The organism is Saccharopolyspora flava, from assembly GCF_900116135.1.
GTDB lineage: Bacteria > Actinomycetota > Actinomycetes > Mycobacteriales > Pseudonocardiaceae > Saccharopolyspora > Saccharopolyspora flava.
This window is the reverse complement of record NZ_FOZX01000008.1, coordinates 31,321-53,728: the sequence shown is the minus strand read 5'-3', so window position 1 is coordinate 53,728 and position 22,408 is coordinate 31,321. Positions and strand designations below refer to the sequence as shown.

Genomic DNA, 22,408 nt, shown 5'->3' with positions numbered 1-22,408 from the left:
ACGGTGGGATTCGACCGGGGTGCGGCTTTTCTGGTGAATTCCTGACAAGAGTGCGGGCGGGCGCGGGATTTTCGGGAAGTATCCGCAGCTGCAGATCATCCCCCGCAGCGAGAGGTGTCCCGCATGAAGACCCGATTAGCCGGTGTGACCGCCGCCCTCGTGGCCGGTGCCGTCGTCTCCTTCGTCGCGCCCGTCGCCGTCGCGACGCCCGCCGCGCCCGCACCCACCGCCGACGGGTGCTACAGCTGGAGCCAGCCCCTCAGCGAGGGCGCCTCCGGAGACGACGTGCGCAACCTGCAGATCCGCGTGGCCGGATATCCCGGCGACGGCGGGCAGCTCACCATCGACGGCGTCTACGGCCCCGCCACCAGGGATGCCGTCGTCCGCTTCCAGCAGGCCTACGGGTTGTCCGCGGACGGCGTGGCGGGCGAGTCGACCTTCGCCAAGATCTACGAGCTGCAGGACGACGACTGCTCGCCGGTCAACTTCGACTACTCCGAGATCAACAACTGCAACTCCGACTGGTCCGGCGGCAAGGTCTCCGCCGACGAGGCCAAGGCCAACGCCCTGGTGACCATGTGGAAGCTGCAGGCCATGCGGCACGCGATGGGCGACGCGCCGATCCAGGTCAACGGCGGTTTCCGCAGCGTGTCCTGCAACGACTCGGTCGGCGGTGCGCCCAACAGCCGCCACCTCTACGGCGACGCCGCCGATCTCGGTGCCGGGTCGCAGGGCTTCTGCGCGCTGGCGCAGCAGGCGCGCCACCACGGCTTCGGCGAGATCCTCGGACCGGGCTACCCCGGGCACGACGACCACGTGCACGTCGCCGGCGGTGCCGACACCTGGTCGGCGCCGGACTGCGGGATCTGACGGGATTTTCGCGCTGCGGGCACCCGGTTCTCGCCGGGTGCCCGCGCTGCATCGGTAGGCGAACGACAGGTGTTCGCGGGATGTCAAGCCGGTGTTACCCGGGTGTGGTGGGCATGACGTGTGATGTGACTATCCGTAGTCGGCGCTAACAACTGCGCGTCATGTGCGACATAATGGTTGAAGCTTCCACAACGCAGTCGGAAGCGTCCCGCGGGGAGCCGGCCACCCGGACAGGTGCGCACCGCCGCCCCCGCCGTCAACTCTCCTCACTTGCGGTTCGCCGCGCCCCGATAGCGGCGAACCGCGCACCACCCCGTCACTTCCCGACGCGAGCCGCGCTGCGGCTCGCCCTGGCCGGGCGCGGACCGAACCCCCAGTCGGACCCCCGGCCAGCGAGGAAGCGAGCCGGGACCCTGTCCCCCGGGGTCCCGTCTCGCGAATCCCCGGATGGGGATGGGGCGGGCCGGACGGAGATCTCCCCCAGCCTCCGGTCCGGTCCGCCCGCCTCCGCGTCACGCCGGGGGATTGATCCCGCGGTGGTAGCCCTTCCCGGTGCAGTGCGGGCAGGTTCGCCACTCGGACATGGTCATGCCGGTCTGCATCTCCTCGGTGGCCTGGATCATGTAGAGGCGCGGCTCGCTGATCTTCTTGAGGCCGCCGCAGGTGAAGCACAGGGCGTTGGGGCCGTTGGCCTCGATACCGGTGTTCTCGCCACCCTCGTCCGACATGCGTCGATCCTCACACGGGCGGTCCGCCACCTCGCTGTCGCCCCGGGTTTTCCCGGCAGTGCGGGCAGCGCGCCAACGACATCACCGTCGACACCCGGCCGGTGTCGAGCGACATGAACCGGCGGGCCACCTTGATGTTGCCGGTGCCGTCGCATCCCCGGCACTCCGAGTTCTCCTCCTCGGTCACGTCCTCACCTCCGCGGTCGCCGCGACGCTACCGCCGGACGACCGGCGCGTCATGTTCGTCAACCACTGGTTGACGCCATCGGAGCGTCAACCTATGGTTGACGCATGGCTGAGAACCTCCCACCCACCATTCGCCTCGACGACCTCATCGCGGGCATCAAGAAGTCCAACGACGACGCGTTGTCCCAGCTCGAAGGCGCCGTGATCGTCGCCGACCACCTCGGCGACCTCGCCGACCACCTCATCGGCCACTTCGTCGACCAGGCGCGCCGATCCGGCGCTTCCTGGACCGAGATCGGCCGCAGCATGGGCGTTTCGAAGCAGGCCGCGCAGAAGCGGTCCGTCACCAAGGGATTCGACGACGACTCCGGCAACGGGTTCAGCCGGTTCACCCCGCGAGCCCGCAACGTCGTGGTGCTCGCCCAGAACGCCGCGCACGAGGCCCGCAACGACGAGATCGGCGTCGCGCACCTCGTCCTCGGCCTGCTCGGCGAACCGGAAGCCGTGGCCGCCAAGGTGATCGAGGACCAGGGCGTCGCGCTCGACGCGATCCGCGAGGCCGCGACCGCGACGCTGCCCGCCGGCGCCGACGACCTGCCCGCGCTGGTGCCGTTCGACGCCGACGCCAAGAAGGTCCTAGAGCTGACCCTGCGCGAAGCCCTCCGGCTCGGCCACAACTACGTCGGCACCGAGCACATCCTGCTCGCCGTGCTCGAGCACGAGGGCGGCGACGGCCTGCTCTCCGGGCTCGGTCTGGACAAGGCCGCGGCGGAGGCGCTGATCGCGAAGGTCATCGACGACGTGGTGCGCGGTCAGGCTTGAATCTGGGCCGTTCGGCCGCTTGTTCTCGCCCGGGCGCCGGGTGAGGCTACGCGGTGGAGGGGCGATGTGGGTTCTGCGCGTGATCGGCACACTGGTGTCGGCGGTCGTGCTCGTGGCCGGAGCGCTGGCCGTGCAGCCGACGGGAACGGTGGCGTTGCCGATCATCGACCCGGTGCCGCAACCCGCACCTGAGCCACCCCCTCCGCCGCCACCGCCGCCCGGCCCGCCGGTGCTCGCGGTGAAGATCGACAACGCGCCGCAGGCCCGGCCGCACACCGGAACCGGTGCCGCCGACCTCGTCTACGTCGAACCCGTGGAAGCCGGGATCAGCCGTCTGATCGGCATTTTCGCCTCCCGTGTCCCTCCTGTGGTCGGACCGGTGCGCAGCGCCCGGCAGACCGACCTGCGGTTGCTGCCCCAGTTCGGGCACCCCACGCTCGCCTTCTCCGGAGCGGCGCCCGAGCTGCTGCCCGAGATCGGCCGCGCCCCGGTCACCGACGCCTCCCAGCGGACGTTGCCCGGCGCGTTCCACCGCGGGCCGGGCGTGATGCCGCACAACCTGTTCGCCCGCACCGACCGGCTGCCGCCCGGAGCGGGCTGGTCGCCGGCCGCCCCGCTGGTGTTCGGGCCCGCCCCGGCGGCCGGGGGAGTGCCCACCGGGCACGAGGAGATCGCCTACCTGCACGCCCGCGTCGGCTTCGACTGGGACGGCGCGCGCTGGCTGGTGTCGATGGACGGGCAGCCCTACGTCACCACCGACAGCGGTCGCGGCGCCGCGAGCACCGTTGTGCTGCAAGAGGTTCCGGTGGTCAGCTCGCCGTTCCAGGACATCGCGGGCAACGTCTCGCCGTTCGCCGAGACGGTCGGCGGCGGGCGGGCCGTGGTGCTGCGCGACGGCCAGAAGTTCAACGCCTACTGGAACCGCCCGGCTCCCGAGGTCGGCACGACCTACACCACCGAGGCCGGGGAACCGATGACCTTCGCGCCCGGGCAGGTGTGGGTGGTGCTGGTGCCGCGGGCCTGACGAGATCGAAAACCCGCGCGGCAGCGCGACGAACGCCACATCGGTGACCGCCGTCGGTGTCAGTCGCTAGGCTCGGAGGACATGAGCGATCGCCGTCTGCTGCTGGTCCACGCCCACCCCGATGACGAGTCCACCGGGACCGGCGCCACCATGGCCCGCTACAGCGCCGAAGGCGCCACCGTCAGCCTCGTCACCTGCACCAGCGGTGAACTCGGCGAGGTCATCGCCGACGACCTCGCGCACCTGCGCGGCAAGCCGCAGGAGCTGGGCGAGTACCGGCGCGGGGAGATCGAGCGCGCGCTGGTCGAGCTCGGCGACATCCGCCAGCACTGGCTCGGCGGCCCCGGCCGGTTCCACGACAGCGGCATGGCCGGTGAGGAGTCCAACGACGACCCCCGCGCCTTCGCCAAGGCCGATCCGGCCGAGGTGACCCGCGCGATGGTCGCGGTGCTGCGCGCCGAGCGCCCGCAGGTGGCCGTCACCTACGACCGCAACGGCGGCTACGGCCACCCCGACCACATCGCCGCCCACAAGGCGCTGATGGGCGCCCTGGAGCCCGCCGCCGACCCGTCCTACGAGCCGGACCTCGGCGAGCCCTGGGACGTGCCGAAGGTGTACTGGACGGCGATGCCGCGCTCGCTGCTCACGCGCGCCGTCGAGGAGGGGTTCCTCGCCGAGGACGCCGTCGCCGCCTTCGAACCGAGCACGGTTCCCGACGAGGAGCTGACCGCGCAGATCGACGGTCGCCGGTTCCACGCCAACAAGCTCGCGGCCCTGCGCACCTACCGCAGTCAGGTCAACGTCGACGACGACGGCTTCTTTGCCAAGATGGTCAACAACGAGGAGTTCGGCCGCGAGCACTACGTGCTCGTCCGGGGCGAGCGCGGCCCGGGGGAGGGGCCGTACGGCTGGGAGACCGATCTGTTCGCCGGTCTCGACTAGGAGCCGTCAGGGAACTCAGCGTTTCCTCAACCCGCCGCCAGGTGGGAGCGGTCCGCCGGGGCCGGGTGCGGTGGCCAGGGGCCCAGTTCCGGGAGGTCGCCCGCCGGCAGGCGCTGCGGCGGGCGACCGGCCAGCCAGGCCGCCAGGTCGTGCGCCCGGCCGGTGATCTCGACGTCGGCGACCGGGCTGATCTCGCCGTCGGCGGACCAGCGGCGGGGGCCGTCGGTCTGCCGCAGCGCGACACCGGCGGGCAGCCGGGGCAGCAGGAATTCGATGGTGTGGTGGCAGAAGTCCTCGGTCCACTCCTGCGGCCCGACGCCCAGGTCCAGGTCGACCAGGTGGATCCAGACCTCCCGCCAGCGCATGAACACGATCCCGGCCAGGTCGCCGTTGCGGAAGCGCACCGGGCGCTCCCAGTCGGCGGGGGAGGCGTGCGACCAGACGGCTTCGAGCACACCGACGTGGCGGTTCAGGCCGTCGTGGTGGGAGAAGGCGTTCCCGCCCGACAGCCCTTCGATGATGGCGTCGCGCTCGGCCTGACCTCCCTCGTAGGCCTCGACGAGCTCGCCGTTCAGCGCCAGCGAGCAGACGCGGGCGAACGCGCGGGCGTTGTCGGTCAGATGTGCCAGCACGTGCCCGCGGGACCAGCCGGGCAGGAGTGAGGGGGCGGCCACCTGCTCGTCGGTGAGCGTGGCGGTGAGGCCGAGCAGCCGCCGGTGGCCCTCTGCAACAGCTTTCAACGGAGGCATCACGCGGCGTGATCCTAGGGGCGGATCACCGGTTTGAAACCACCTCGCCGTGATCGGTACCCGAAAGAGGCCATCCGGGCGGTTATCAAACTGTGTTGTCGGGAAAGAGGATTCGTGCGTTCTGCGGTGTCCGGGATCCCCTTCGGAATGTTCGATCAGCGAACACCCACTGATCGGACACGAGGAGGAAGCACGTGGCGACGCGACGCGTGCGATTACGGACAGCGCTCGCCGTGGCGGCGAGCGTGCTGGTCACGGGCACCGCGGTGGTCGCGGGAACGTCGGCGGCGCAGGCCTCTCCGGTGGCCTGGGGGCCGTGCGAGAAGGCCGTGCTGCAGGACGTCCCGCTCACCGAACGGCACCTGTACAGCTGTGCGAAGTACCCGGTTCCGCTCGACCACGCCGACCCCGGCAAGGGGACCATGGACATCGCGATGATGCGGCGGGCCGCGACCGAACCGGGTGAGCGGATCGGCTCGCTGTTCCTCAACCCCGGCGGCCCGGGCGGTCCCGGGTTCGACATGCCGGTCGGCGCTGTGGAGCGCTTCGACCCGGCCGTGCTGCAGCGCTTCGACATCATCGGGTTCGACCCGCGCGGCATCGACCGCAGCACCCGGATGCGCTGCTTCCGCAACGCTGAGCAGGCTGAGAAGGTGCTGGGCCGGATGTCGTCGGTGCCGGTCACCGACGAGCAGATCGGCAGCACCATGGACGCCTACGGCGACTACGGGGACGCCTGCGCGAAGAACGCCGGCGAGCTGCAGCGGCACATGAGCACCGCCGACGTCGCCCGCGACCTGGACCTGATGCGGGCCGGGGTCGGCGACGCGCAGCTGAACTTCGTCGGCTTCTCCTACGGAACGCTGCTCGGCGCGACCTACGTCGGCATGTTCCCGGACCGCAGCCGCGCGATCGTGCTGGACGGCAACGTCGACCCGGCGCTGCGTACCGCCGACGGCGTGCAGTACGACCGGGAGCGGGCCGGTGGTTTCGAGCTCGCGCTGGACGCGTTCCTGAAGCGCTGCGGTGCGGAGAAGACCAAGTGCGCCTTCGGCGAGGGCGACACCCGGGCCAAGTTCGACGAGATCCGCGACGCCCTGCGGCGGGGTCCGATCACCATGCCCGACGGCACGACGATCGACCTGAACCAGTTCACCGACGCGGTCAGCAGCGCGCTCTACGACCCGGAGCAGTTCCGGCAGCTGGGCAGCGACCTGCAGGGCCTGCACCTGCAGCTGCACCCGAAGGCCGGGCTGATCCCGGACCTGCTGCGGGTGCTGCAGCTCCCGGCGGCCAAGCACCGCAGGGACGCCGCCGAGGAGTCCTATGTGGACGACTCGTACTTCGCGGTGAACTGCACCGACAAGCCGATTCCGAAGAAGCCGGGCCTGGTGCCCGCGATCGCCGCGCAGTGGGAGTCGGAATCGCCGACGTTCGGCCGCAACCAGGCGTTCAGCGACCTCGCCGGCTGCTCGCAGTGGCCGCCGACCAGCCCCGACGTGCACCGCGGCCCCTGGGTGAACCAGGCCGCCAACCCGGTGCTGCTGTTCGGCAACTTCTACGACCCGGCGACGCAGTACGAGTTCTCCCGGCGGATGGAGAAGGAGCTCGGCAACGCGCGACTGGTCAGCGTCGACGCCTTCGGGCACTGCATCCTCGGCGACAGCTCCTGCGCCGACAGCCGTGCCGCCGACTACCTGATTAACCTGCGCGTCCCGCAGCCCGGTGAGGTCTGCCAGCCGGACGAGCGGCCGTTCTGAGCACCCGCGCGAGGGCCGTCGCTCCGAGGAGAAGGAGCGACGGCCCTCGTCGTGAGTGGAGGTCGATGCGCCGGTCGCCTCTCGGCGAGTGGCGCGACGCGGCTCCAGCCGGACGGTATTCCGCGAAGGCGATAGATGAGGCCCGGGGACACGGAACGCATCGACCAGTCCGTTCAACAGGATCCCGCCCCGCGTTGTTCCGCCCCGGAAGGTGACTCCGCTCTCATCGCGCCGGCGCATTCGATTTTGCGGTGCGCCGAAACCCGCATTTGGTGAAATGGAAATGCGAATTCCTCCGTTCCCCGATATTGGACGTGTTTCGCGATTCCGGTAATGTTCCTCCTCGGTTGAAGGGGAGTAGTCCGCGAATTCGCGGTCGACATGCTGGTGCGGCGTCATCGCACCCGGTCGCGAGCCTTGCGTTCGAGGTGGGCGAGACCTTCGGTGTTCTCGGAAGGTGGGTTTCACATCATGCTGGGCAGCATCGCGCTGAGTTCCGCAGCTATTTTTGTCGCCGAGCTCGGCGACAAGTCGCAATTGATGGCGATGACGTTCGCCACGCGATACCGGTGGTGGCAGGTGCTGCTCGGCATCACCGTCGCGACCACGCTGGTGCACGCCGTTTCGGTGGCACTGGGATTCGGTCTCGGCGAACTGATGCCGACCGAGTGGATCGCGCTCATCGCCGGCATCGCGTTCCTGTTCTTCGCGGCCTGGACGCTGCGCGGCGACCGCCTCACCGAGGAGGAGAAGCAGAAGGCCCAGCGCGGCTTCGGGTCGGCCGTGCTGGTGGTGACGCTGGCGTTCTTCCTCGCCGAGCTCGGCGACAAGACCATGCTGGCGACCGTCACCCTCGCCACCCACCACGACTGGCTCGGCACCTGGATCGGCTCGACCGTCGGCATGGTGCTGGCCGACGCGCTGGCCATCGGCGTCGGCCTGCTGCTGGGCAAGCACCTGCCGGAGAAGGCCGTGCGCTACGGCGCGACCGCGCTGTTCGTCCTGTTCGGCGGCTGGCTGATCGTCGACGCGCTGCTGTCGATGCAGGCCTGACGGCCGCCCGGGTCTGACCGGGTGATCGCCGCCGCTCCGGGCAACCCGTGACCGCCGACGAGGGTGTTCGTTAGCGGGGGTGAGCGGAGGGAGCGCGATGACCTGGATGATCTACGGCGCGAACGGGTTCACCGGACGGCTGGTGGCCGACCTGGCGGTCGAGCGCGGGGAGCGCCCGGTGGTCGCGGGCCGCAACCCCGGCGAGATCGCCGCGTTCGCCGCGCCGCGCGGGCTGGAATCGCGGATCTTCGACCTCTCCGAACCCGCCCGGGTCGCCGAGATGCTGCACGACGTCGACGTGGTCGCGCACTGCGCCGGGCCGTTCTCGGCGACCTCGGCGCCGATGGTCGAGGCCTGCCTGCGCTCCGGCACCCACTACCTGGACATCACCGGGGAGATCGACGTCTTCGAGTCGATCTTCGCCCGGGACCGGCAGGCCCGCGACGCCGGCGTGGTGCTGCTGCCGGGCGCCGGGTTCGACGTGGTGCCCACCGACTGCCTCGCGGCCCTGGTCGCCGCCGAGCTGCCCGGCGCGACCCGGCTGGACCTGGCGTTCCAGGCGGGCGGCCGGATCAGCCCCGGCACGCTCAAGAGCGCCCTGGAGGGCGCGGCGATCGGTGGCCGCGCCCGCGTCGACGGCGAGCTGCGGACGGTGCCGCTGGCGTGGCGGCGCCGCGAGGTGCCGTTCCCGTCCGGGCCGCGCCAGGTGACCTCGCTGCCCTGGGGCGATGTCGCCACCGCCTACCGCAGCACCGGCATCGGCACCATCACGACCTTCGCCCGGCTCCCCATCCCCGACCTCGGCGACGGCCTCGGCAAGGTGAGCCAGGCCGTGCTGGGCTCGGCGCCGGTCCAGCGGGTCGGGAAGTCGGTCATCGGTGCGTTCGTCAAGGGACCGGGCCGGGGGACCCGCTCGCGCAGCTGGGTGGAGGTCTTCGCGGAGGCGTCCGACGAGCGGGGGCGTTCGGTCTCGGCCGCGCTCATCGGTCCCGACACCTACGACATGACCGCCGACTCGGTGCTCCGCGCGGTCAGCGCCCTGCACGCCGAGGCTCCGGCGCCTGGTGCTCACACCCCGTCGACGGCGTTCGGCGCGGACTTCGTCCGGCGTCTGCACGGGGTGAAGGTCATCGAGCCCGCCTAGGGCTCCGGAGGGGACAGTTTTTCCTCGAATCACCCATGATCGATGTCCGAAATGTCGGGACAGTTTTCACTAAAACTGTCGCCCTCCAGGAGCCCAGGGCAACGGGACGGCCGCCGCGGATCGGGAGGTCAGCCGGGGAGGATGCGGAGCATTCCGGGGTGGGGGTTGTCGTCGTGGAGGAATTCGAGGTGGGGCCCTTCGCCCGAAGGCGGGCGGAGGGCCGCGAACTCGGATTGCTCGGCGAGGACGTCGTAGTCGAGCTCCTCGGCCCACGCCCTGGCCTGCTCGCGGGGATCGGTGGTGGCGACGACGACCGCGGCCAGCGGGCCGGTGCAGGCGTAGGCCTTGCGGGGTTCGAGGGCGCAGAGCTCGTTGCCCTCGACGTCGGTCATCACCACCCACGGCACCTCGGTGCTCTGGCCGATGTCGGCGAACCGGGCGCCGTGGTTGAACAGCCGTTCCACGAGGCGGGTCTGCTCGTCGTGCGACTCGCTGCGCAGGTCCAGGTGCACGTCGTTCTGGCCGGTCTTGGCGCCGTCGGCGGGCCGGAAGCGCAGCGGCACCCCGGGGCCGTCGGGGCGCACCCCGGTCTCGTCCACGACGGTCCAGCCCAGCACCTCGGCCCACCAGCGGGCCAGCCGGGCCGGGTCCTGCGCGGCGAACTCCACCACCAACGGCATACCGGGAAGCTACCGGAACAGCACGAATCAGCAGCCCGGAAAATCCCGTGCGGCCGATCGGCGGCGTCGTGGAGACTGGGGACATGGAGATCAGGGAGGCCGAGGCGGCCGATTGGGCCGGGATCTGGCCGTTCATGCGCCGGATCGTGGCCGCGGGGGAGACCTACGCGTGGGACCGGGACCTCGACGAGCAGACCGCCAGGCAGCGCTGGTTCCCGCCGGCGCCGTGGCGGACCGTGGTGGCCGTCGACGGCGACCGGGTGCTGGGCACGGCGATCTCCGGGCCGAACCGGGAAGCCCAGGGCGCGCACGTCGCGACCGCGAGCTTCATGGTCGACCCGGACTCCGGCGGTCGCGGAGTCGGCCGCGCCCTGGGCGAGCACGTCCTCGGCCGCGCGCAGGCCGACGGCTACCGGGCGATGCAGTTCAACGCCGTCGTGGAGACCAACACCCGCGCGGTGGCGCTGTGGAAGTCGCTCGGCATGGAGATCGCCGCGACCCTCCCCGAGGCCTTCCACCACCCGACCGAGGGCTACGTCGGCCTGCACGTGATGTACCGGCTGTTCTGACCCCTACAGGCCGCGGCGCAGGTCGTCGAGGAGGGGCTGCAAGGCGTGCTCCTCCTCGATGGCCCGGGCCGCGGTGGTCATGAGATCCGCCAGCTGCGGGTCCCACGGCGTGGGGACCGGGGCGCCGACGAGGGTGGGCAGGTCCGTGCGGTCCCGCGACGCGCGGTCGAGCGCCGAGCGGTAGTCGTCGCCGGACATGCGCCAGGGCACCGTCCCGTGCCGTTGCGCGGTGAGAGCGGCGGCGATGCCCGGCCAGTCGAAGTCGGCGTGCACGCGCAGCACCGCGCCGTCCGCGGAGAGGCGCTCCAGCAGCGCGCGGGCCGCCGTCGACGGCAGGCCCGACAGGCAGATCACCGGGTGGTGCAGGGCCTCCCGGATCGCCGCCTCCAGCACGCGCGGGTGCTCGCACACCGCGATCACCGAGCCCTCCGGCACCAGCCGCTCCGGGGCGGCGCCCAGGTCCAGGTGCGTCAGGTGCGCGGGCAGCCCCAGCTCGGTGCGGGACCGCACCCCGGCCGACCACGCGTCGTCGCCGGAGACCGGCAACGCCCAGGTCAGCACCGTCGCCGACACCCCGTCCGGGGCGACGCCGCAGCGCTCCCACAGGGAGCGGCGGTCGCGCTCGTTGCCCGGCGACTCGGCGCCCTGGGCCAGCGCCGCGGCCTTGAGCACCACCCGGCTCAGCGTCGTCCCGTCGTCCAGCGAGTGCGGGAAACCGATCCGCCCGGCCAGCGACGCCCGCGAGGTCCACGAGCGCGGCGGCTCGGACAGCGCCATCGCCGCCAGCACCCGCGCGGCCGCGTGCACGATGCCGACCAGCTCGGCCTCGCCGACCCGCCCGTACTGGCGCACCCACCGCAACCACGGCGCCGCCCACGAGGTGCCGGCCAGCCCGTGCTCGTCGAGCACCGGCAGCAGCTCGTCGGCCTCCTCCGCGGCGGGCTCGGCCTCGGCGACCGAGCCGTGCAGCACCTCGACGACCTGGGAGAGCCCGACGCCGAACCGGTTTCGCAGCGCATCGTCCAGTTTGGACACGCTGATCCGGGTCCCCTCGCCCCACATCGGACGCCCGTAGAGCTCGCCCACCGCGGTGCGGGTGGCGTCGTCGGGCAGCTCCAGCCGGAACGTCGGCTGCGACGACGACAGCGCCTCGCGCGCGGCCTCCCACAGGCCCCGCAACTCCGGAACGCCGAGGGCCTCCCGGATCTCGTCCGTGACGGCCACGGCGAAAACCTCCGTTGAACTCGCTGATCAGGCGTCCGGACGCTGCAGGTCCGTGCCCGTCCAGGTGGTGTGTGTGGTCGCGATGCCGTGCCCGCTGCGCGGCCGCAGCACGTCGTAGATGTGCATCTTCGGGATCTTCGGCGACACGCCCCAGCCGCTCGGCCAGGTGATCAGCCAGTCCATGTCCAGATCCACCAGCAGCCCCAGCATCCGCGCGATCGTCGGATCGTCGAGCCGCTCGAACGCCTCGTCCAGCAGCACCAGCCGCAGCGGGCCGCGACCGTCCGAGGACACGCTCACCGCGTCGTAGAACGCCGCCGCGGCCGCGAACAGCGTCACGTACGAGATCAGCCGCGTCTCACCCGACGACAGCTGCCGCAGCCGCCGCACCCGCGGCTTGCCGTCCGGGCCGGTGTCGCGCACCCGCACCGTGAAGGCGAACCACGAGCGGTAGTCCAGCGCCCGCGCCAGGATCTCCGCGTACCCGCCCGAGGCGCTGTCCCGCTCGGACTCGATGAGGTCGGTGAACACCCGGCGCAGCAGCGCGTCCTGGTCCTCGCTGCGGTTGGCGAACGGCGTGCGCACCAGGTCGATGGCCTGCTTGATGTCGTCGCCCAGCGCCGCCGACGGCTGCCAGTCCAGCTGCACGTGCACGCCCTGGCTGGAGCGGGCGCCGTCGAGGACCTCGTTCATCCGCTTGCACAGGTCCTCGGCGATGGTCATCTGCCCGCGCAGCCGCTCCGCCAGGTCCCGGATCAGGTAGTCCGCGAAGATCGACTGGTAGCGCTCGTTGAGGTACCCGCGCTGCTCGCCGAGCCGCTCCGACACCCGCCGCGCCGCCTCCGCGACCGGCTGCGGGCCCTCCTCGCCGGTGACGGTCACCGTGAGCAGGCCGTGCTGGTCGGCGGCCGTGATGTCGTAGTTGCCGCTCAGCGCGTGCTGCAGCGTCTGCAACCGGTTGAGCACCGTCGACTCGGTGGAGCCCTTGCGGTCGGAGCCCACCAGCAGCTCGGCGGCGTCCTCCGGCTCGCCCGGCGGCTCCTCGGAGACCTCGGCCGCCGTCCACAGGCCCGGGATCTCCAGCGCCCGGCGGAACGCGGTCGTCGCCGCCTCGGCGTCCTGCTCGCGACCGGCCAGCCGCGACTGCTTGTTCTCCAGCTGCGTCTCCAACCGGGCCGCGGCCTCGCGCAGCGCGCTGATGCGCTCCCGCTCCTGCGGCAGCTTCTCCCGCAGCTCGGCGCGCTCGCGCTCGAAACCGCTGACCTTGTCGGCGATCTCCTGCGCCGCGCCGCCCACCGCCGAGGTCAGCTCGCTGAGACCGCCGGCCTGCTCGGCGAACTCGGCGCAGCGGCGCTCGGCCTGCGCCTCGGCCTCCATCCGGTCGGCCACCGCGACGTCGTGGTGCAGCGAGATGTCGCGCAGCTCCGCCAACGTCGGCAGGCAGCGGGACTCGACGGCCTCGCGCAGCGCGTCGATGCCCGAGCGGGCGTCCACCGCCGCCCGGTGCGCCGCGTCGAGCGCCTGGGTCTCGGCGGGCAGACCGGCCTCGCCCGCGGACCGGACCAGCTCGCTCTGCGCGGCCTGCCAGCGCTGCTCGACCTCCAGGTGCTGCTCGCGCAGCTGGATCACCTGGCGCTCGGCGTCCTCGGCCGTCTCGATCGCCGTGGCCAGCTTCGCCTGCGCGGTCAGCAGATCCCCGTCGTCCGGGAAGACCTCCAGGTGCTGCTCCAGCGCCGAGGCGTGCTCGCCGGCCTCGGCGTGGCGCCGCTCGGCGTCGCCGATCGCCTCCCGCAACCGGGCGAGCTCGTCCTCCAGCTCGGCGATCCGCCGCGACCGGGCGTCCTCGCGGGCGCCCGCGCCCACGTACTCGGCGGCGTCCTTGTGCCAGGAACCGCTGAGCGCCCCGGCCTTCCAGGACCCGTCGGTGGACACGCACAGCCCGGTACCGCTGCCGGTGGAGATCGTGGCCAGCAGCCCGGCGACCCGCTCCGGCGGCACCGGCGAGTCCGCCACGGCGGCGGGGGTGAGCAGCGCGTTGAGCGTGCCGCCGGTGGTCGGGTCGACCGGTCCGGCGGGGGAGGCCAGCAGGTCGGTCAGCCCGGGCATCTGCCCGGTGGCGGTGACCCAGGCGTTGAGCAGCCCGCTGGACTGCAACGCCGCCTCCAGGCCCGCGCGGTCGCTCTCGCTCAGCGACGGGGCGAAGTCGACCAGCTCGTAGAAGGCCCGCCCCTGCGACGGGTCGCGCTCGGCCTCGACCCACGACGGCAGGTCCGGGCGGCGCTCGTGACCCGCGCGCAGCTCGGCGAGTTCCCCTTCGCGCATGCGGATCTCGGCCCGCAGCTCGGTGATCTCCTGCTCCACCGCCGACGCCGCGCGCCGCGCCTCGTGCAGCTGCGGGCGCGCCGACTGCCGGGCCTGCTCGCGCGAGGTGCGGCTGGCGCCGCGATCGTTGATCAGGTCCTCGACGCTCGGCGGCTCCGGCGCGGGCTGCTCGGTCGCGGCGGGCCACTCGGTGGCCCACTTGCGCGCCAGCTCCACCCACACCGCGGCGGCGTCGGCGAGTTCCTGCTGCGCCTGGTTGCGGCGGCCCGCGGCCTCGGTGGAGGTCAGCTGCGCCTGCCGGGCGTTGCGCTGGATCTCGGCGACCTGCGCCTGCTCGGCGTCGAGCTCGCGGGCCTGCTGGTGCAGCGCCAGGGTCAGCGCGGCGCGCTCCCGCGCCTCGTTGGCCGCCTGCGCGGAGCTCTCCACCGCGGCGCGGAACTGGGCGGCCAGCGCGTCGGCGTCCAGCTGCGGCGGCTGGTAGCGCTCCACCGGGGTCGGTTCGGCGTCCGGCTCGGGCGAGGTGCGCACCGACTCGGTCTCGGCGACCAGCTCGGCGGCCGGGACCGGCGGCGGCTGCGGCACCGTCGCCCCGCCCAGACCGGCCGTGCTGAGCTGCTGGCTCGCGCGGTTCGCGGCCTGTCCGGCGGCGTCGGCGTCCCCGGCCAGCCGGCGCAGCACGCCCAGCACCGACTCCGCCGAGCGGGTCTCCTGCGCCCGGTGCCGGGTCGCCGTGTCGAGCGCGGAAACCGCTGCGGCGCGGGAACTCTCGACGAGCTTCTCGCGGTCGCGCAGGTTCTGCAGCTCCGAGTAGGCCGGGTGCGAGCGCAGCGCGTCGATGCTCGACTCCAGCTCGCTCTCGCGCTGCTCCAGCTCGGTGATGGTGCGCTGCGCTGACTCCCGGTCCTCGCGCTTGCCGGTGAACTGCTTGTCCAGGCTCGCGAGCTCCTTGCGCAGCGACGCGAGCTTCTGCTGCGCCGCGCGCATCGCCTCGGCGCGATCGCGCAGCGCGCCGAACGCGTAGCCGGAGTAGGTCGACAGGAACGCGCTCAGCGCCTTGTCCGCGCCGGTGAGCCGGACGATGTTCTCGCGGATCGACTCCAGGTCGTCGAACGAGGTCGCCAGCCGCTCGATCAGGCCCGCGTCCAGCGGCGGCAGCGCGTCGGACAGGATCTGCTCCAGCTGCCCCTCCAGGACCTTCAGGCCCACGTCGGGGTTGCGCAGGGTGCGCTGCAGGTGCAGCAGGTCGCCGTAGCGGGCGGCCGGAACGCCGTAGACCGAGGCCGCGACCTTCGCGCGGAACGACTGGTCGTCCAGCACGCAGTCGGCGCCCAGCAGCTCGCGCAGCTGCGCCGCGCCCAGCGGAACCCGGTCCGCGCCCACCAGGTGCAGGTTGATGCCCACCCGGCGGCCGGTGATGAACCGCCACGAGTCGCTGATCGACTGCGAGGTCTTCGACGCCTTCACCCCGAGCCCGCAGGTGAGGAACTCCTCGCCGCCCTCGGGGGTGTCGCGGCGCAGCTCGATCCAGGCGTAGCCGATGCGGTTCGGCCCGCCCGGGTACTCGTCGAGCATCAGCCGCCGGATGCTGACCGTGTCGAAGCCCTTCGACCCCAGCTGGCGCAGATCGCCGTCCAGGCACAGCGGCAGCAGCAGCTCCAGGGTCCGGGACTTGCCGGAACCGTTGGTGCCCTGGAAGATCGCGCGCCCGCCGTCGAGGTCGAACGTCGTCTCGGCGTACTGCCAGATGTTGACGATCCCGCCGCGGTGCAGGCGCCACCGGTGGGCGGACTCCGCAACGGCCGCTTCGGTGCTGTGTGGGCTCACCGCGTTGCCTCTTCCATCTCGTCGAACAGGGACAGGCCCGGCGGTTCGGGTGCGGGCGGTTCGGTTTCGCGCTGCTGCTGCGCGGGTGTCGCGTCGGGCTGCGGGAGCCAGCGGTGCGCGGCCGGGCTGAGCAGCCACGACCCGTCGGACTCGCGGAGCAGGCCCAGTCTGCCCAGCAGGTCGATGACCGAGCGCACCAGGTCCTGGTGATCCTCGGTCGCCGCCCGCGACCACGCCGACGGGTAGGCGTCGACCAGCTCCTGGCACACGTCGGCGAAGTCCTGCCAGGACACCGGATGCCGCCCCGCCGAGTCGGGTTCGGCCTTGTCGAGCAGTTCCGGCAGCGCCAGCAGCGCGATCCGCGCGACCGTGCCCGGGCCCGGGAAGGCCAGGTCGGTGAGGTAGTCCTCCGGGTCGCACACCACCACGCCCTCGGCGCGGGCCTCGCCGACCAGGCCGAAGAACCGCTCCAGCAAACGGGATTCGTTGATGACGTGCTCGCGCAGCCAGCTCGCCTGCTCCGGCGGCAGATCCGCGTAGAGCACCACCGGGTCCTCGATCAGCTTGCGCCGCACCGCGTGCTCGATCCGGCGCGGCCCGGCCGCGGAGGCGAGCTCGACCAGCTGCTGCGGGTCCTCGGCCTCGGCCAGCGGGCCCGCCACGAGCTGGCCCAGCATGTCGGTGTCGATGGTGATCAGCGCCTCGGCGGCCGACTCGGCCGTCACCGAGCCCTCGGTCTCGGTGATCACGCCCAGCGCGACCAGGTGCCGCAGCGCCGCGGTCAGCGCGCGCCGGTCGGCCGGGTCGTCGGCCACCTCGATCTCCGCCTCGGCAGCCGCCGCGCGCACGTCGCTGACCAGCCGCGACAGCAGCACCTGGCGGCCGATTCCGGTCAGCGCGGCCAGCGTCAGCGCGAAGTAGGCGTACCCGCGCGGGCTCAGCGACTCCACGCCGCGCCCGGCGTCCTCGCCCGGACCGGACTTGTACAGCCGCGCGAAGCGGCGCTCCACCACCAGCCGGTAGCCCAGCAGACCCGCGAAGACGTCCTGCAGCGCGGCGCGCTGGCGGTAGATCATCGGTAGCAGGTCGCCGTCCGGCCCGTCGGCGCGCAGCAGCGGCCTGCGCAGCAGAACCCGGGCGCAGCGCACCACGTTCGCCGCGTCGATGTCGGGGAGCTCGTCGAACGTCGAGATCATCGGGCGGCTCCTCGCAGCGGTGCCTCGGAGTCGGGTAATCCGCCGTCCCCGGCCAGTTCCAGAACCGTGTCGCGCAGCGTCAGCTCGCCCGCCGCGCTGCGAATCCTGGTCTCCTGACCGGGTTCCGGGCGGATCGTCACGCGCAGCCGGTGCACCGGGTCCAGCGCCGTGCCCTTGTCGTCGGAGCCGTCGCGCTGCGCCATCGCCAGCGTCAGCAGCTCGCACAGCACGCCCAGCGCGTCCGGCGACAGCGTGCGCCGCCCGACGTCGGCGCCCGCCTCGGCGAGCTCGGCGACCGCTGCGCTGCGCCGCTGATCGGCCCGGCGGGCCTGCTGCAGCAGGGTTTCCTCGGTCATCGGGTCGTCCAGCACCCGCGAGGTGCGGCCGCGCGCGCCGCGGTCGCCGCGGCTGCGCACGCTGACCGTCACGTCCTGCACCGGCCCGTCGCGCCACGGCACCTTGTCGTTGTCGGAGTCGTAGTCCGGCGCGGGCTGCAGGTGCCGCGCCGAGTGCAGGCCGAACGCCGCCGCGTAGAGCCGGTGCGAGGTGCGCTCGTCGGCCCGGTCGAACCACTTCGCGAGCTTGAGCAGCTCTCCGCGCCTGCCGGGCACCAGACCGCCGCCGGAGGTGGCGCGCTTGACGCTGGCCAGCAGCGACCCGATCGCGCGGGCCGTGGCCTCGCGCAGGGCCGCGACCTGGCTGGGGCGGCCGGGGGCGTCGACGAACCAGTCCGTCAGCTCCTGCCAGTCGGCCTGGGTGCGCCCGCGCGCCCGCTCCACGTCGGTGCCCAGCTGGTCGGCCGGGCCCAGCAGCCGCAGCAGCTCGCCGCGCGCCCCGGTCAGCCCGGCCAGCGAGCCGGCGATCGTCTCGGTGTGCCGCAGCACGTCCTCGACGACCATCTGGATGTACTCGACCAGCAGGTTCCGGAAACCCGAGATCTCGTCCGGCGCGAGCTGGTGGCGGGTGACGACCTGGCCCAGGTAGGCGTAGAAGTCGCGGACCGTGGCGGCCAGCTCGGCGTGCTGCAGGAACACCGTCGTGACCTGCTCGGCCAGCCGTTCCCGCGCCTGGCGGGCGGGTTTGCCGCGCGGGTCGTGGCGCTCGGCGGCCAGCGCGTCGGACAGGGCCCTGCCGATGCCCGCGAGGCCGCGGTCGATGGCGGGCAGCAGCTCGCGGGAGACCTCGCGGGCGCCCTCCGGCACCCGCAGCAGCGCGTCGACGTCGCGCTGCACGCGCACGGCGAGCTTGCTGACCTGGTAGCGGACGCTGCCGTGCTGGAACTCGGCGATGCTGGAGGCGATCGTCTCGCGCCGCCCGACGACCAGGTTGCCCCACTTGACCAGCTGCTTGAGCCGGTCGATCACCGTGTCCACATCGGACTCGCCGGGGGCGACCCGGCCCTCGCGCTCGGCGGCGGCCAGGGCCGCGGCGACCTCGCCGGCCGACAGGTCCGCCAGCAGCGTCGAGGTGAACAACCGCATGATCGCCAGGTAGGTGCGGTGCTCCTGGGCCTGCAAGTAGGCGAACAGCTGCAGGCGCTGCGCCTCGTCCGGCGGCGTCTCGGCAGCAGGCTGCGGCACGTCGGTCGCGTTTCCCGCGACACCGGCGCGCAGCACATCGGCTTCGTGATCAGGGGCCGTCACGGTCCGCCACGATATCCCGTCGCCCGGACACAGCCGGTCACCTGGGATGCCGTGATCGGTCACAGCGGCCGTCGGGGTAGCGTGCGGTGCTGCTTTCGAGCTGTCCGAGATCGACTTCTCAGCGGTGGTGGAGGTGCGGGTGAGCGCGGGACGAGCGGTCGGGCTGCTGCTCGGCGTGGCGGCGGACGCGGCGCTGGGCGACCCCCGGCGCGGGCATCCGGTCGCGCTGTTCGGGCGCGCCGCCCAGAAGCTGGAGAAGGCGCTCTACCAGGACCGGCGCTCCACCGGTGTCGTCTACACCGGGGTGCTCGTCGGCGGCACCGCCGCGCTCGGCGTGCTGCTGCAGCGCTCGGTCCGCCGCAGCCCGGTGCTGGAGGCCGCCGCGACGGGCGTGGTCACCTGGGCGGTGCTCGGCGGCACGTCGCTGGCCGACGAGGGCACCGCGATGGCGCGGCTGCTCGACGCCGGGGAGATCGACGGCGCCCGCGAGCGCCTCGGGCACCTCTGCGGCCGCGACGCCGCCGTCCTCGACGGGCAGGGCCTGGCGCGCGCGACCGTCGAGTCGATCGCCGAGAACACCTCCGACGCCGTCGTCGCCCCGCTGGTGTGGGGCGCCGTGGCGGGCATCCCCGGGCTCGCGGCCTACCGCGCGGCCAACACGCTCGACGCGATGGTGGGGCACCGCTCGCCCCGCTACCGCGAGTTCGGCTGGGCCTCGGCACGGCTGGACGACCTGCTCAACCTCGTGCCCGCGCGCTTCGCGGCCGTGCTGACCGCGGTCTGCGCCCCCGTCGTCGGCGGCGCCGGCGGCGGTGCCTGGCGCACCTGGCGGCGCGACGCCGCCGCCCACCCGAGCCCCAACGCCGGCCAGATCGAGGCGGCGTTCGCGGGAGCCCTGGAGATCCGCCTCGGCGGCCGCACCGTCTACGGCCACATCACCGAGCAGCGCCCGATCATGGGCGAGGGGCGCACGGCCGACGCGGGCGACGTCACCCGCAGCGTCGAGCTCTCCCGCCTCATCGGCACGGTCACGGGCGTCGCAGCGGCCGCCACCGCCCTCCTCCGCCACCGCTGACGGAACCCACAGCTGTTCGTCCTGGAGCGTTGGCCTCTCGCGTGGGGAGCGTCGTTACCAGGGGACAGTTTTAGCCATAATTGTCCAGACATTTCGGACATTGATCATGGGCAATTATGGCTAAAACTGTCCACTGCCCAGCCCTCGGTGCGGCGGGATCAGGACTCCCGGGAGTTGCGCTCGAAAGATTCGGCTTCGCGGCGCTCTTCCTCGGCGATGGCTTCGGCGACGGAGAGCTTGCGGCGGCGCTTCGGGGTGGACTTCCGCTTCGCGGCGTAGCGCGAGGAGGTCGGGGTCGCGTCGGAAGCCGAGGTGGAGTGGGTCGGGTCGGTGCTCGGCGAGGTCGGGGAGCCCGAAGTGGCCGAACCTGAGGCGGCTGAAGCCGTGGCCGATGATGCGGCTGCGGAGCCCGAGGGGGTGGGTGCGTCCTCGTCGTCCTCGTGCTGGCGGCGCCAGGCGGGGGCTGCTTCGGGGCGGAGCTCCGTGTAGATCAGGTAGCCGATCGTGAGGATCGCCATGATGCCGAAGGCGATCCACTGCAGCGCGTAGGAGAAGTACGGCCCCGACTCCAGGCGGGGCAGCGGCAGGGCGCCGAGAACGCCCGGCTGGCCCTCGGAGAGGGCGACGTAGCCGGGGCGCAGCGCCAGACCCGTGCCCGCGGAGATCGTGCCGGAGTTGACCGCGTAGGCCCAGCGGTGCCCGTCGTGGTCGAACAGCGGACGCTGCTTGCTGTCGGTCTCGTCAGCGCGGATCCGGGCCGTGAGCGTCACCCGGCCCGACGGCGCGGCCGCGTAGTCGGGGGCCTGCGTGCCGTTGACCGGCCGCACGTAACCCCGGTCGACCAGCACCGTCGTCCCGTCGTCCAGCCGGAACGGGGTGATCACCTCGAACGCGGGCTCGCCGAGCACCGTGCGCTGCCAGGCCAGCGTCTCCGACCGGTGCAGGTACTCGCCGGTCAGCAGCACCTGCGACCACTCGGTGTTCACGTCCGGAGCGCGCCCGGCCGGCAGCACCTGGTCGATCGGCTTCGGCTCGGCGTGGAAGGACTCGGCGATCGCCTTGTTCCGGATCTCCGTCTCCTCGCTGCGCCCGAACTGCCACGGCGCGAGCGTCGTGAAGCACAGCCCGGCGAACACCACGACCAGCGCGATCGCACCCAGCCACCCGGGACGCAGCAAGAACTTGAGACGCACACCCCCACGGTAGGCCGCGCGACCGGCGAGGTGGCTGAGACCCCGGCTCAGTGTGACCTCAGCGCCCGCTCCGCGGCCCGCGCCGCCTGCGCGCCGTACCCGCCGCCGAACAGCACCGCGTGCACCAGCAGCGGGAACAGCTGGTGCAGCGCGATCCGCTCCCGCCAGCCGTCTGAGAGCGGGCGAACCTCCTGGTAGGTGGCGACGACCCGGTCCAGCTGCGGGCAGCCGAACAGGTGCAGCATCGCCAGATCGGTCTCGCGGTGACCGCCGTGCGCGGCCGGATCGATCAGCCACGCCGCCTCGCGGCCCCAGTGCACGTTGCCGCTCCACAGGTCGCCGTGCAGGCGGGACGGCGGTTCGGCGGGCCCGGCCAGCTCCGGCAGCCGCTCGCACACCCGGTCCAGCACCCGCGCCGACTCGGTCCCGATCGCGCCGGAGTCCACCGCGCGCCGGACGTAGGGCTGCACGCGGTGCCGCGCGAAGAACGCCGGCCAGTCCTGCTCGGGCTCGTTGCGCATCGGGGCCAGCCCGATCCACGCGTCGGCCGGTCCGCCCGGCGGGGCGCTGCCGTGCGCCGGAGCCCCGGCGTCGTGCAGCCGAGCCAGGCCGCGCCCCAGCTCCTCGGCGGCCCGCGCCGTCGGCGATGCGGCCGCGACGTGCTCGGTGACCAGGACGTCCTCGCTCGCGCCCAGCACCTCCGGCACCGGCACCGCGCCCGGCTCGGCGAGCCAGCGCAGCGACGCCGCCTCGGCCGCGGTCGCGCCGGGCATCGACGGCGGGGCGGACTTGGCGAACACCTCGGTCCCGTCGTCGAGCCGCGCGGCGAACGCCGCCGCCGTGTCCCCGCCGGACAACCGGCGGGCCTCGACGACCTCGCGGCCGGTGAGCCGGGCGACCTCCTCGGTGATCACAGGCGTTCCCGCACCCACGCCATCAGCCCCGGCATCGCGGCCTCGACCATCGCCAGCACGTCGTCGAACCCGTTCGGGCCCCCGTAGTAGGGGTCGGGCACCTCGGTGCCGTCGGCGTCCGGGTCGAACGACCGCAGCAACCGCACCTTCTCCGGGTCGCCGGTCAGCCGCCGCACCGCGCGCAGGTGCCCCTCGTCCATCGCGACCAGCAGGTCCGCGCCCAGGTGGTGATCGTCGATCTGCGCGGCGACGTGCTCGGTGGGGTAGTCGTGGGCGGCCAGCACCTTCTCGGTGCGCGGGTCGGCGGGCTCGCCGACGTGCCACGGCCCGGTCCCGGCGCTGGAGACCTCGACCAGCGAGTCCAGCCCCGCCCGCCGCAGCTCGTCGGCGAAGATCAACGCCGCCATCGGCGACCGGCAGATGTTGCCCGTACAGATGAAGGAGACATGCACGCCTCTACAGGGTACGGACCGTCTGAGACGCTCCCACG

Annotated in this window: 20 protein-coding genes; 9 read left to right on the top strand and 11 right to left on the bottom strand. The window is 72.8% G+C overall.

Annotation, left to right across the window (positions count from 1 at the left end; genetic code table 11):
• Positions 1 to 123 precede the first annotated feature (123 nt).
• A complete protein-coding gene (locus BM424_RS20990; RefSeq protein WP_093420812.1) occupies positions 124 to 870 on the top strand; it encodes a D-Ala-D-Ala carboxypeptidase family metallohydrolase in 747 nt (248 codons plus the stop codon).
• Between the two features lie 512 nt (positions 871 to 1,382).
• On the opposite strand, the gene BM424_RS20985 is transcribed toward BM424_RS20990, so the two are convergent.
• Together BM424_RS20985 and BM424_RS28965 are read right to left on the bottom strand one after the other, a co-directional pair.
• Positions 1,383 to 1,598 (bottom strand): hypothetical protein, encoded by a 216-nt coding sequence (locus BM424_RS20985; protein WP_093420810.1) that lies wholly within the window; start codon positions 1,596 to 1,598, stop codon positions 1,383 to 1,385.
• Positions 1,599 to 1,608: 10 nt separating this feature from the next.
• Positions 1,609 to 1,785 carry a hypothetical protein gene (locus BM424_RS28965; RefSeq protein WP_175548198.1) on the bottom strand — a complete coding sequence of 59 codons (177 nt, stop codon included), beginning with the start codon at positions 1,783 to 1,785 and terminating at the stop codon, positions 1,609 to 1,611.
• A gap of 104 nt (positions 1,786 to 1,889) precedes the next feature.
• Between BM424_RS28965 and BM424_RS20980 the strand changes: the two genes are divergently transcribed.
• From BM424_RS20980 to mshB, 3 genes are all read left to right on the top strand, one after another.
• Complete coding sequence (locus BM424_RS20980; RefSeq protein WP_093420807.1) at positions 1,890 to 2,606, top strand: Clp protease N-terminal domain-containing protein; 717 nt, start codon at positions 1,890 to 1,892, stop codon at positions 2,604 to 2,606.
• 64 nt (positions 2,607 to 2,670) lie between these two features.
• A complete protein-coding gene (locus BM424_RS20975) occupies positions 2,671 to 3,630 on the top strand; it encodes a DUF3048 domain-containing protein (RefSeq protein ID WP_093420805.1) in 960 nt (319 codons plus the stop codon).
• A 99-nt stretch (positions 3,631 to 3,729) separates the two neighbouring features.
• A complete protein-coding gene (gene mshB, locus BM424_RS20970; protein ID WP_093421314.1) occupies positions 3,730 to 4,572 on the top strand; it encodes an N-acetyl-1-D-myo-inositol-2-amino-2-deoxy-alpha-D-glucopyranoside deacetylase in 843 nt (280 codons plus the stop codon).
• Positions 4,573 to 4,598: 26 nt separating this feature from the next.
• Here mshB and BM424_RS20965 read toward each other — a convergent pair whose 3' ends face one another.
• Positions 4,599 to 5,312, bottom strand: a complete 714-nt coding sequence (locus BM424_RS20965) for a maleylpyruvate isomerase family mycothiol-dependent enzyme (RefSeq protein ID WP_245776015.1) — start codon at positions 5,310 to 5,312, stop codon at positions 4,599 to 4,601.
• Positions 5,313 to 5,515: 203 nt separating this feature from the next.
• On the opposite strand from BM424_RS20965, the gene BM424_RS20960 reads away from it, so the two are divergent.
• The 3 genes from BM424_RS20960 to BM424_RS20950 all read left to right on the top strand — a co-directional run bounded on the left by BM424_RS20960 (position 5,516) and on the right by BM424_RS20950 (position 9,278).
• Positions 5,516 to 7,081 (top strand): alpha/beta hydrolase, encoded by a 1,566-nt coding sequence (locus tag BM424_RS20960; RefSeq protein ID WP_093420802.1) that lies wholly within the window; start codon positions 5,516 to 5,518, stop codon positions 7,079 to 7,081.
• 471 nt (positions 7,082 to 7,552) lie between these two features.
• Positions 7,553 to 8,134, top strand: coding sequence for a TMEM165/GDT1 family protein (locus tag BM424_RS20955; RefSeq protein ID WP_093420800.1), 582 nt, complete (start codon positions 7,553 to 7,555; stop codon positions 8,132 to 8,134).
• Positions 8,135 to 8,231: 97 nt separating this feature from the next.
• Positions 8,232 to 9,278 carry a saccharopine dehydrogenase family protein gene (locus tag BM424_RS20950; protein WP_093420797.1) on the top strand — a complete coding sequence of 349 codons (1,047 nt, stop codon included), beginning with the start codon at positions 8,232 to 8,234 and terminating at the stop codon, positions 9,276 to 9,278.
• 128 nt (positions 9,279 to 9,406) lie between these two features.
• On the opposite strand, the gene BM424_RS20945 is transcribed toward BM424_RS20950, so the two are convergent.
• Positions 9,407 to 9,958, bottom strand: a complete 552-nt coding sequence (locus tag BM424_RS20945; RefSeq protein ID WP_093420795.1) for a VOC family protein — start codon at positions 9,956 to 9,958, stop codon at positions 9,407 to 9,409.
• Between the two features lie 83 nt (positions 9,959 to 10,041).
• Here BM424_RS20945 and BM424_RS20940 point away from each other — a divergent pair, with 83 nt between their 5' ends.
• Complete coding sequence (locus BM424_RS20940; protein WP_093421309.1) at positions 10,042 to 10,527, top strand: GNAT family N-acetyltransferase; 486 nt, start codon at positions 10,042 to 10,044, stop codon at positions 10,525 to 10,527.
• Positions 10,528 to 10,530: 3 nt separating this feature from the next.
• Here the strand turns inward: BM424_RS20940 and BM424_RS20935 are convergent, their stop codons facing one another.
• The 4 genes from BM424_RS20935 to BM424_RS20920 are packed head-to-tail and all read right to left on the bottom strand — an operon-like array spanning position 10,531 to position 18,736.
• Complete coding sequence (locus BM424_RS20935; RefSeq protein ID WP_093420792.1) at positions 10,531 to 11,751, bottom strand: DUF2399 domain-containing protein; 1,221 nt, start codon at positions 11,749 to 11,751, stop codon at positions 10,531 to 10,533.
• Between the two features lie 27 nt (positions 11,752 to 11,778).
• Positions 11,779 to 15,897: a TIGR02680 family protein gene (locus BM424_RS20930; protein ID WP_093420790.1), complete on the bottom strand. Its 4,119-nt coding sequence runs from the start codon at positions 15,895 to 15,897 to the stop codon at positions 11,779 to 11,781.
• The gene (locus BM424_RS20925; protein ID WP_093420787.1) at positions 15,894 to 17,093 is read right to left on the bottom strand and encodes a TIGR02678 family protein; all 1,200 of its coding nucleotides are present in this window, start codon (positions 17,091 to 17,093) and stop codon (positions 15,894 to 15,896) included. The genes BM424_RS20930 and BM424_RS20925 overlap by 4 nt, the downstream gene beginning before the upstream one ends.
• A complete protein-coding gene (locus tag BM424_RS20920; protein ID WP_093420785.1) occupies positions 17,090 to 18,736 on the bottom strand; it encodes a TIGR02677 family protein in 1,647 nt (548 codons plus the stop codon). The genes BM424_RS20925 and BM424_RS20920 overlap by 4 nt, the downstream gene beginning before the upstream one ends.
• Before the next feature lie 139 nt (positions 18,737 to 18,875).
• Between BM424_RS20920 and BM424_RS20915 the strand changes: the two genes are divergently transcribed.
• Positions 18,876 to 19,811 (top strand): cobalamin biosynthesis protein, encoded by a 936-nt coding sequence (locus BM424_RS20915; RefSeq protein WP_093420782.1) that lies wholly within the window; start codon positions 18,876 to 18,878, stop codon positions 19,809 to 19,811.
• A 158-nt stretch (positions 19,812 to 19,969) separates the two neighbouring features.
• Here BM424_RS20915 and BM424_RS20910 read toward each other — a convergent pair whose 3' ends face one another.
• Genes BM424_RS20910 through BM424_RS20900 form a run of 3 tightly spaced genes read right to left on the bottom strand, consistent with a single transcriptional unit; the run spans position 19,970 to position 22,370 of the window.
• Positions 19,970 to 21,004 carry an SURF1 family cytochrome oxidase biogenesis protein gene (locus tag BM424_RS20910; protein ID WP_093420780.1) on the bottom strand — a complete coding sequence of 345 codons (1,035 nt, stop codon included), beginning with the start codon at positions 21,002 to 21,004 and terminating at the stop codon, positions 19,970 to 19,972.
• A 47-nt stretch (positions 21,005 to 21,051) separates the two neighbouring features.
• On the bottom strand, positions 21,052 to 21,915 hold the full coding sequence (locus tag BM424_RS20905; protein ID WP_093421306.1) for a fructosamine kinase family protein: 864 nt from the start codon (positions 21,913 to 21,915) through the stop codon (positions 21,052 to 21,054).
• Positions 21,915 to 22,370, bottom strand: a complete 456-nt coding sequence (locus BM424_RS20900) for a low molecular weight protein-tyrosine-phosphatase (protein WP_093420777.1) — start codon at positions 22,368 to 22,370, stop codon at positions 21,915 to 21,917. Before BM424_RS20900 ends, BM424_RS20905 begins: the two co-directional genes overlap by 1 nt.
• Positions 22,371 to 22,408: the final 38 nt, after the last annotated feature.

Excerpts from the sequence above, each read along its gene's own strand:
- BM424_RS20925 (WP_093420787.1), bottom strand. The coding sequence starts at position 17,093 with ATGATCTCGACGTTCGACGAGCTCCCCGACATCGACGCGGCGAACGTG.
- BM424_RS20950 (WP_093420797.1), top strand. The coding sequence starts at position 8,232 with ATGACCTGGATGATCTACGGCGCGAACGGGTTCACCGGACGGCTGGTG.
- BM424_RS20985 (WP_093420810.1), bottom strand. The coding sequence starts at position 1,598 with ATGTCGGACGAGGGTGGCGAGAACACCGGTATCGAGGCCAACGGCCCC.
- BM424_RS20975 (WP_093420805.1), top strand. The coding sequence starts at position 2,671 with ATGTGGGTTCTGCGCGTGATCGGCACACTGGTGTCGGCGGTCGTGCTC.
- BM424_RS20990 (WP_093420812.1), top strand. The coding sequence starts at position 124 with ATGAAGACCCGATTAGCCGGTGTGACCGCCGCCCTCGTGGCCGGTGCC.
- BM424_RS20955 (WP_093420800.1), top strand. The coding sequence starts at position 7,553 with ATGCTGGGCAGCATCGCGCTGAGTTCCGCAGCTATTTTTGTCGCCGAG.
- BM424_RS20945 (WP_093420795.1), bottom strand. The coding sequence starts at position 9,958 with ATGCCGTTGGTGGTGGAGTTCGCCGCGCAGGACCCGGCCCGGCTGGCC.
- BM424_RS20940 (WP_093421309.1), top strand. The coding sequence starts at position 10,042 with ATGGAGATCAGGGAGGCCGAGGCGGCCGATTGGGCCGGGATCTGGCCG.
- BM424_RS20980 (WP_093420807.1), top strand. The coding sequence starts at position 1,890 with ATGGCTGAGAACCTCCCACCCACCATTCGCCTCGACGACCTCATCGCG.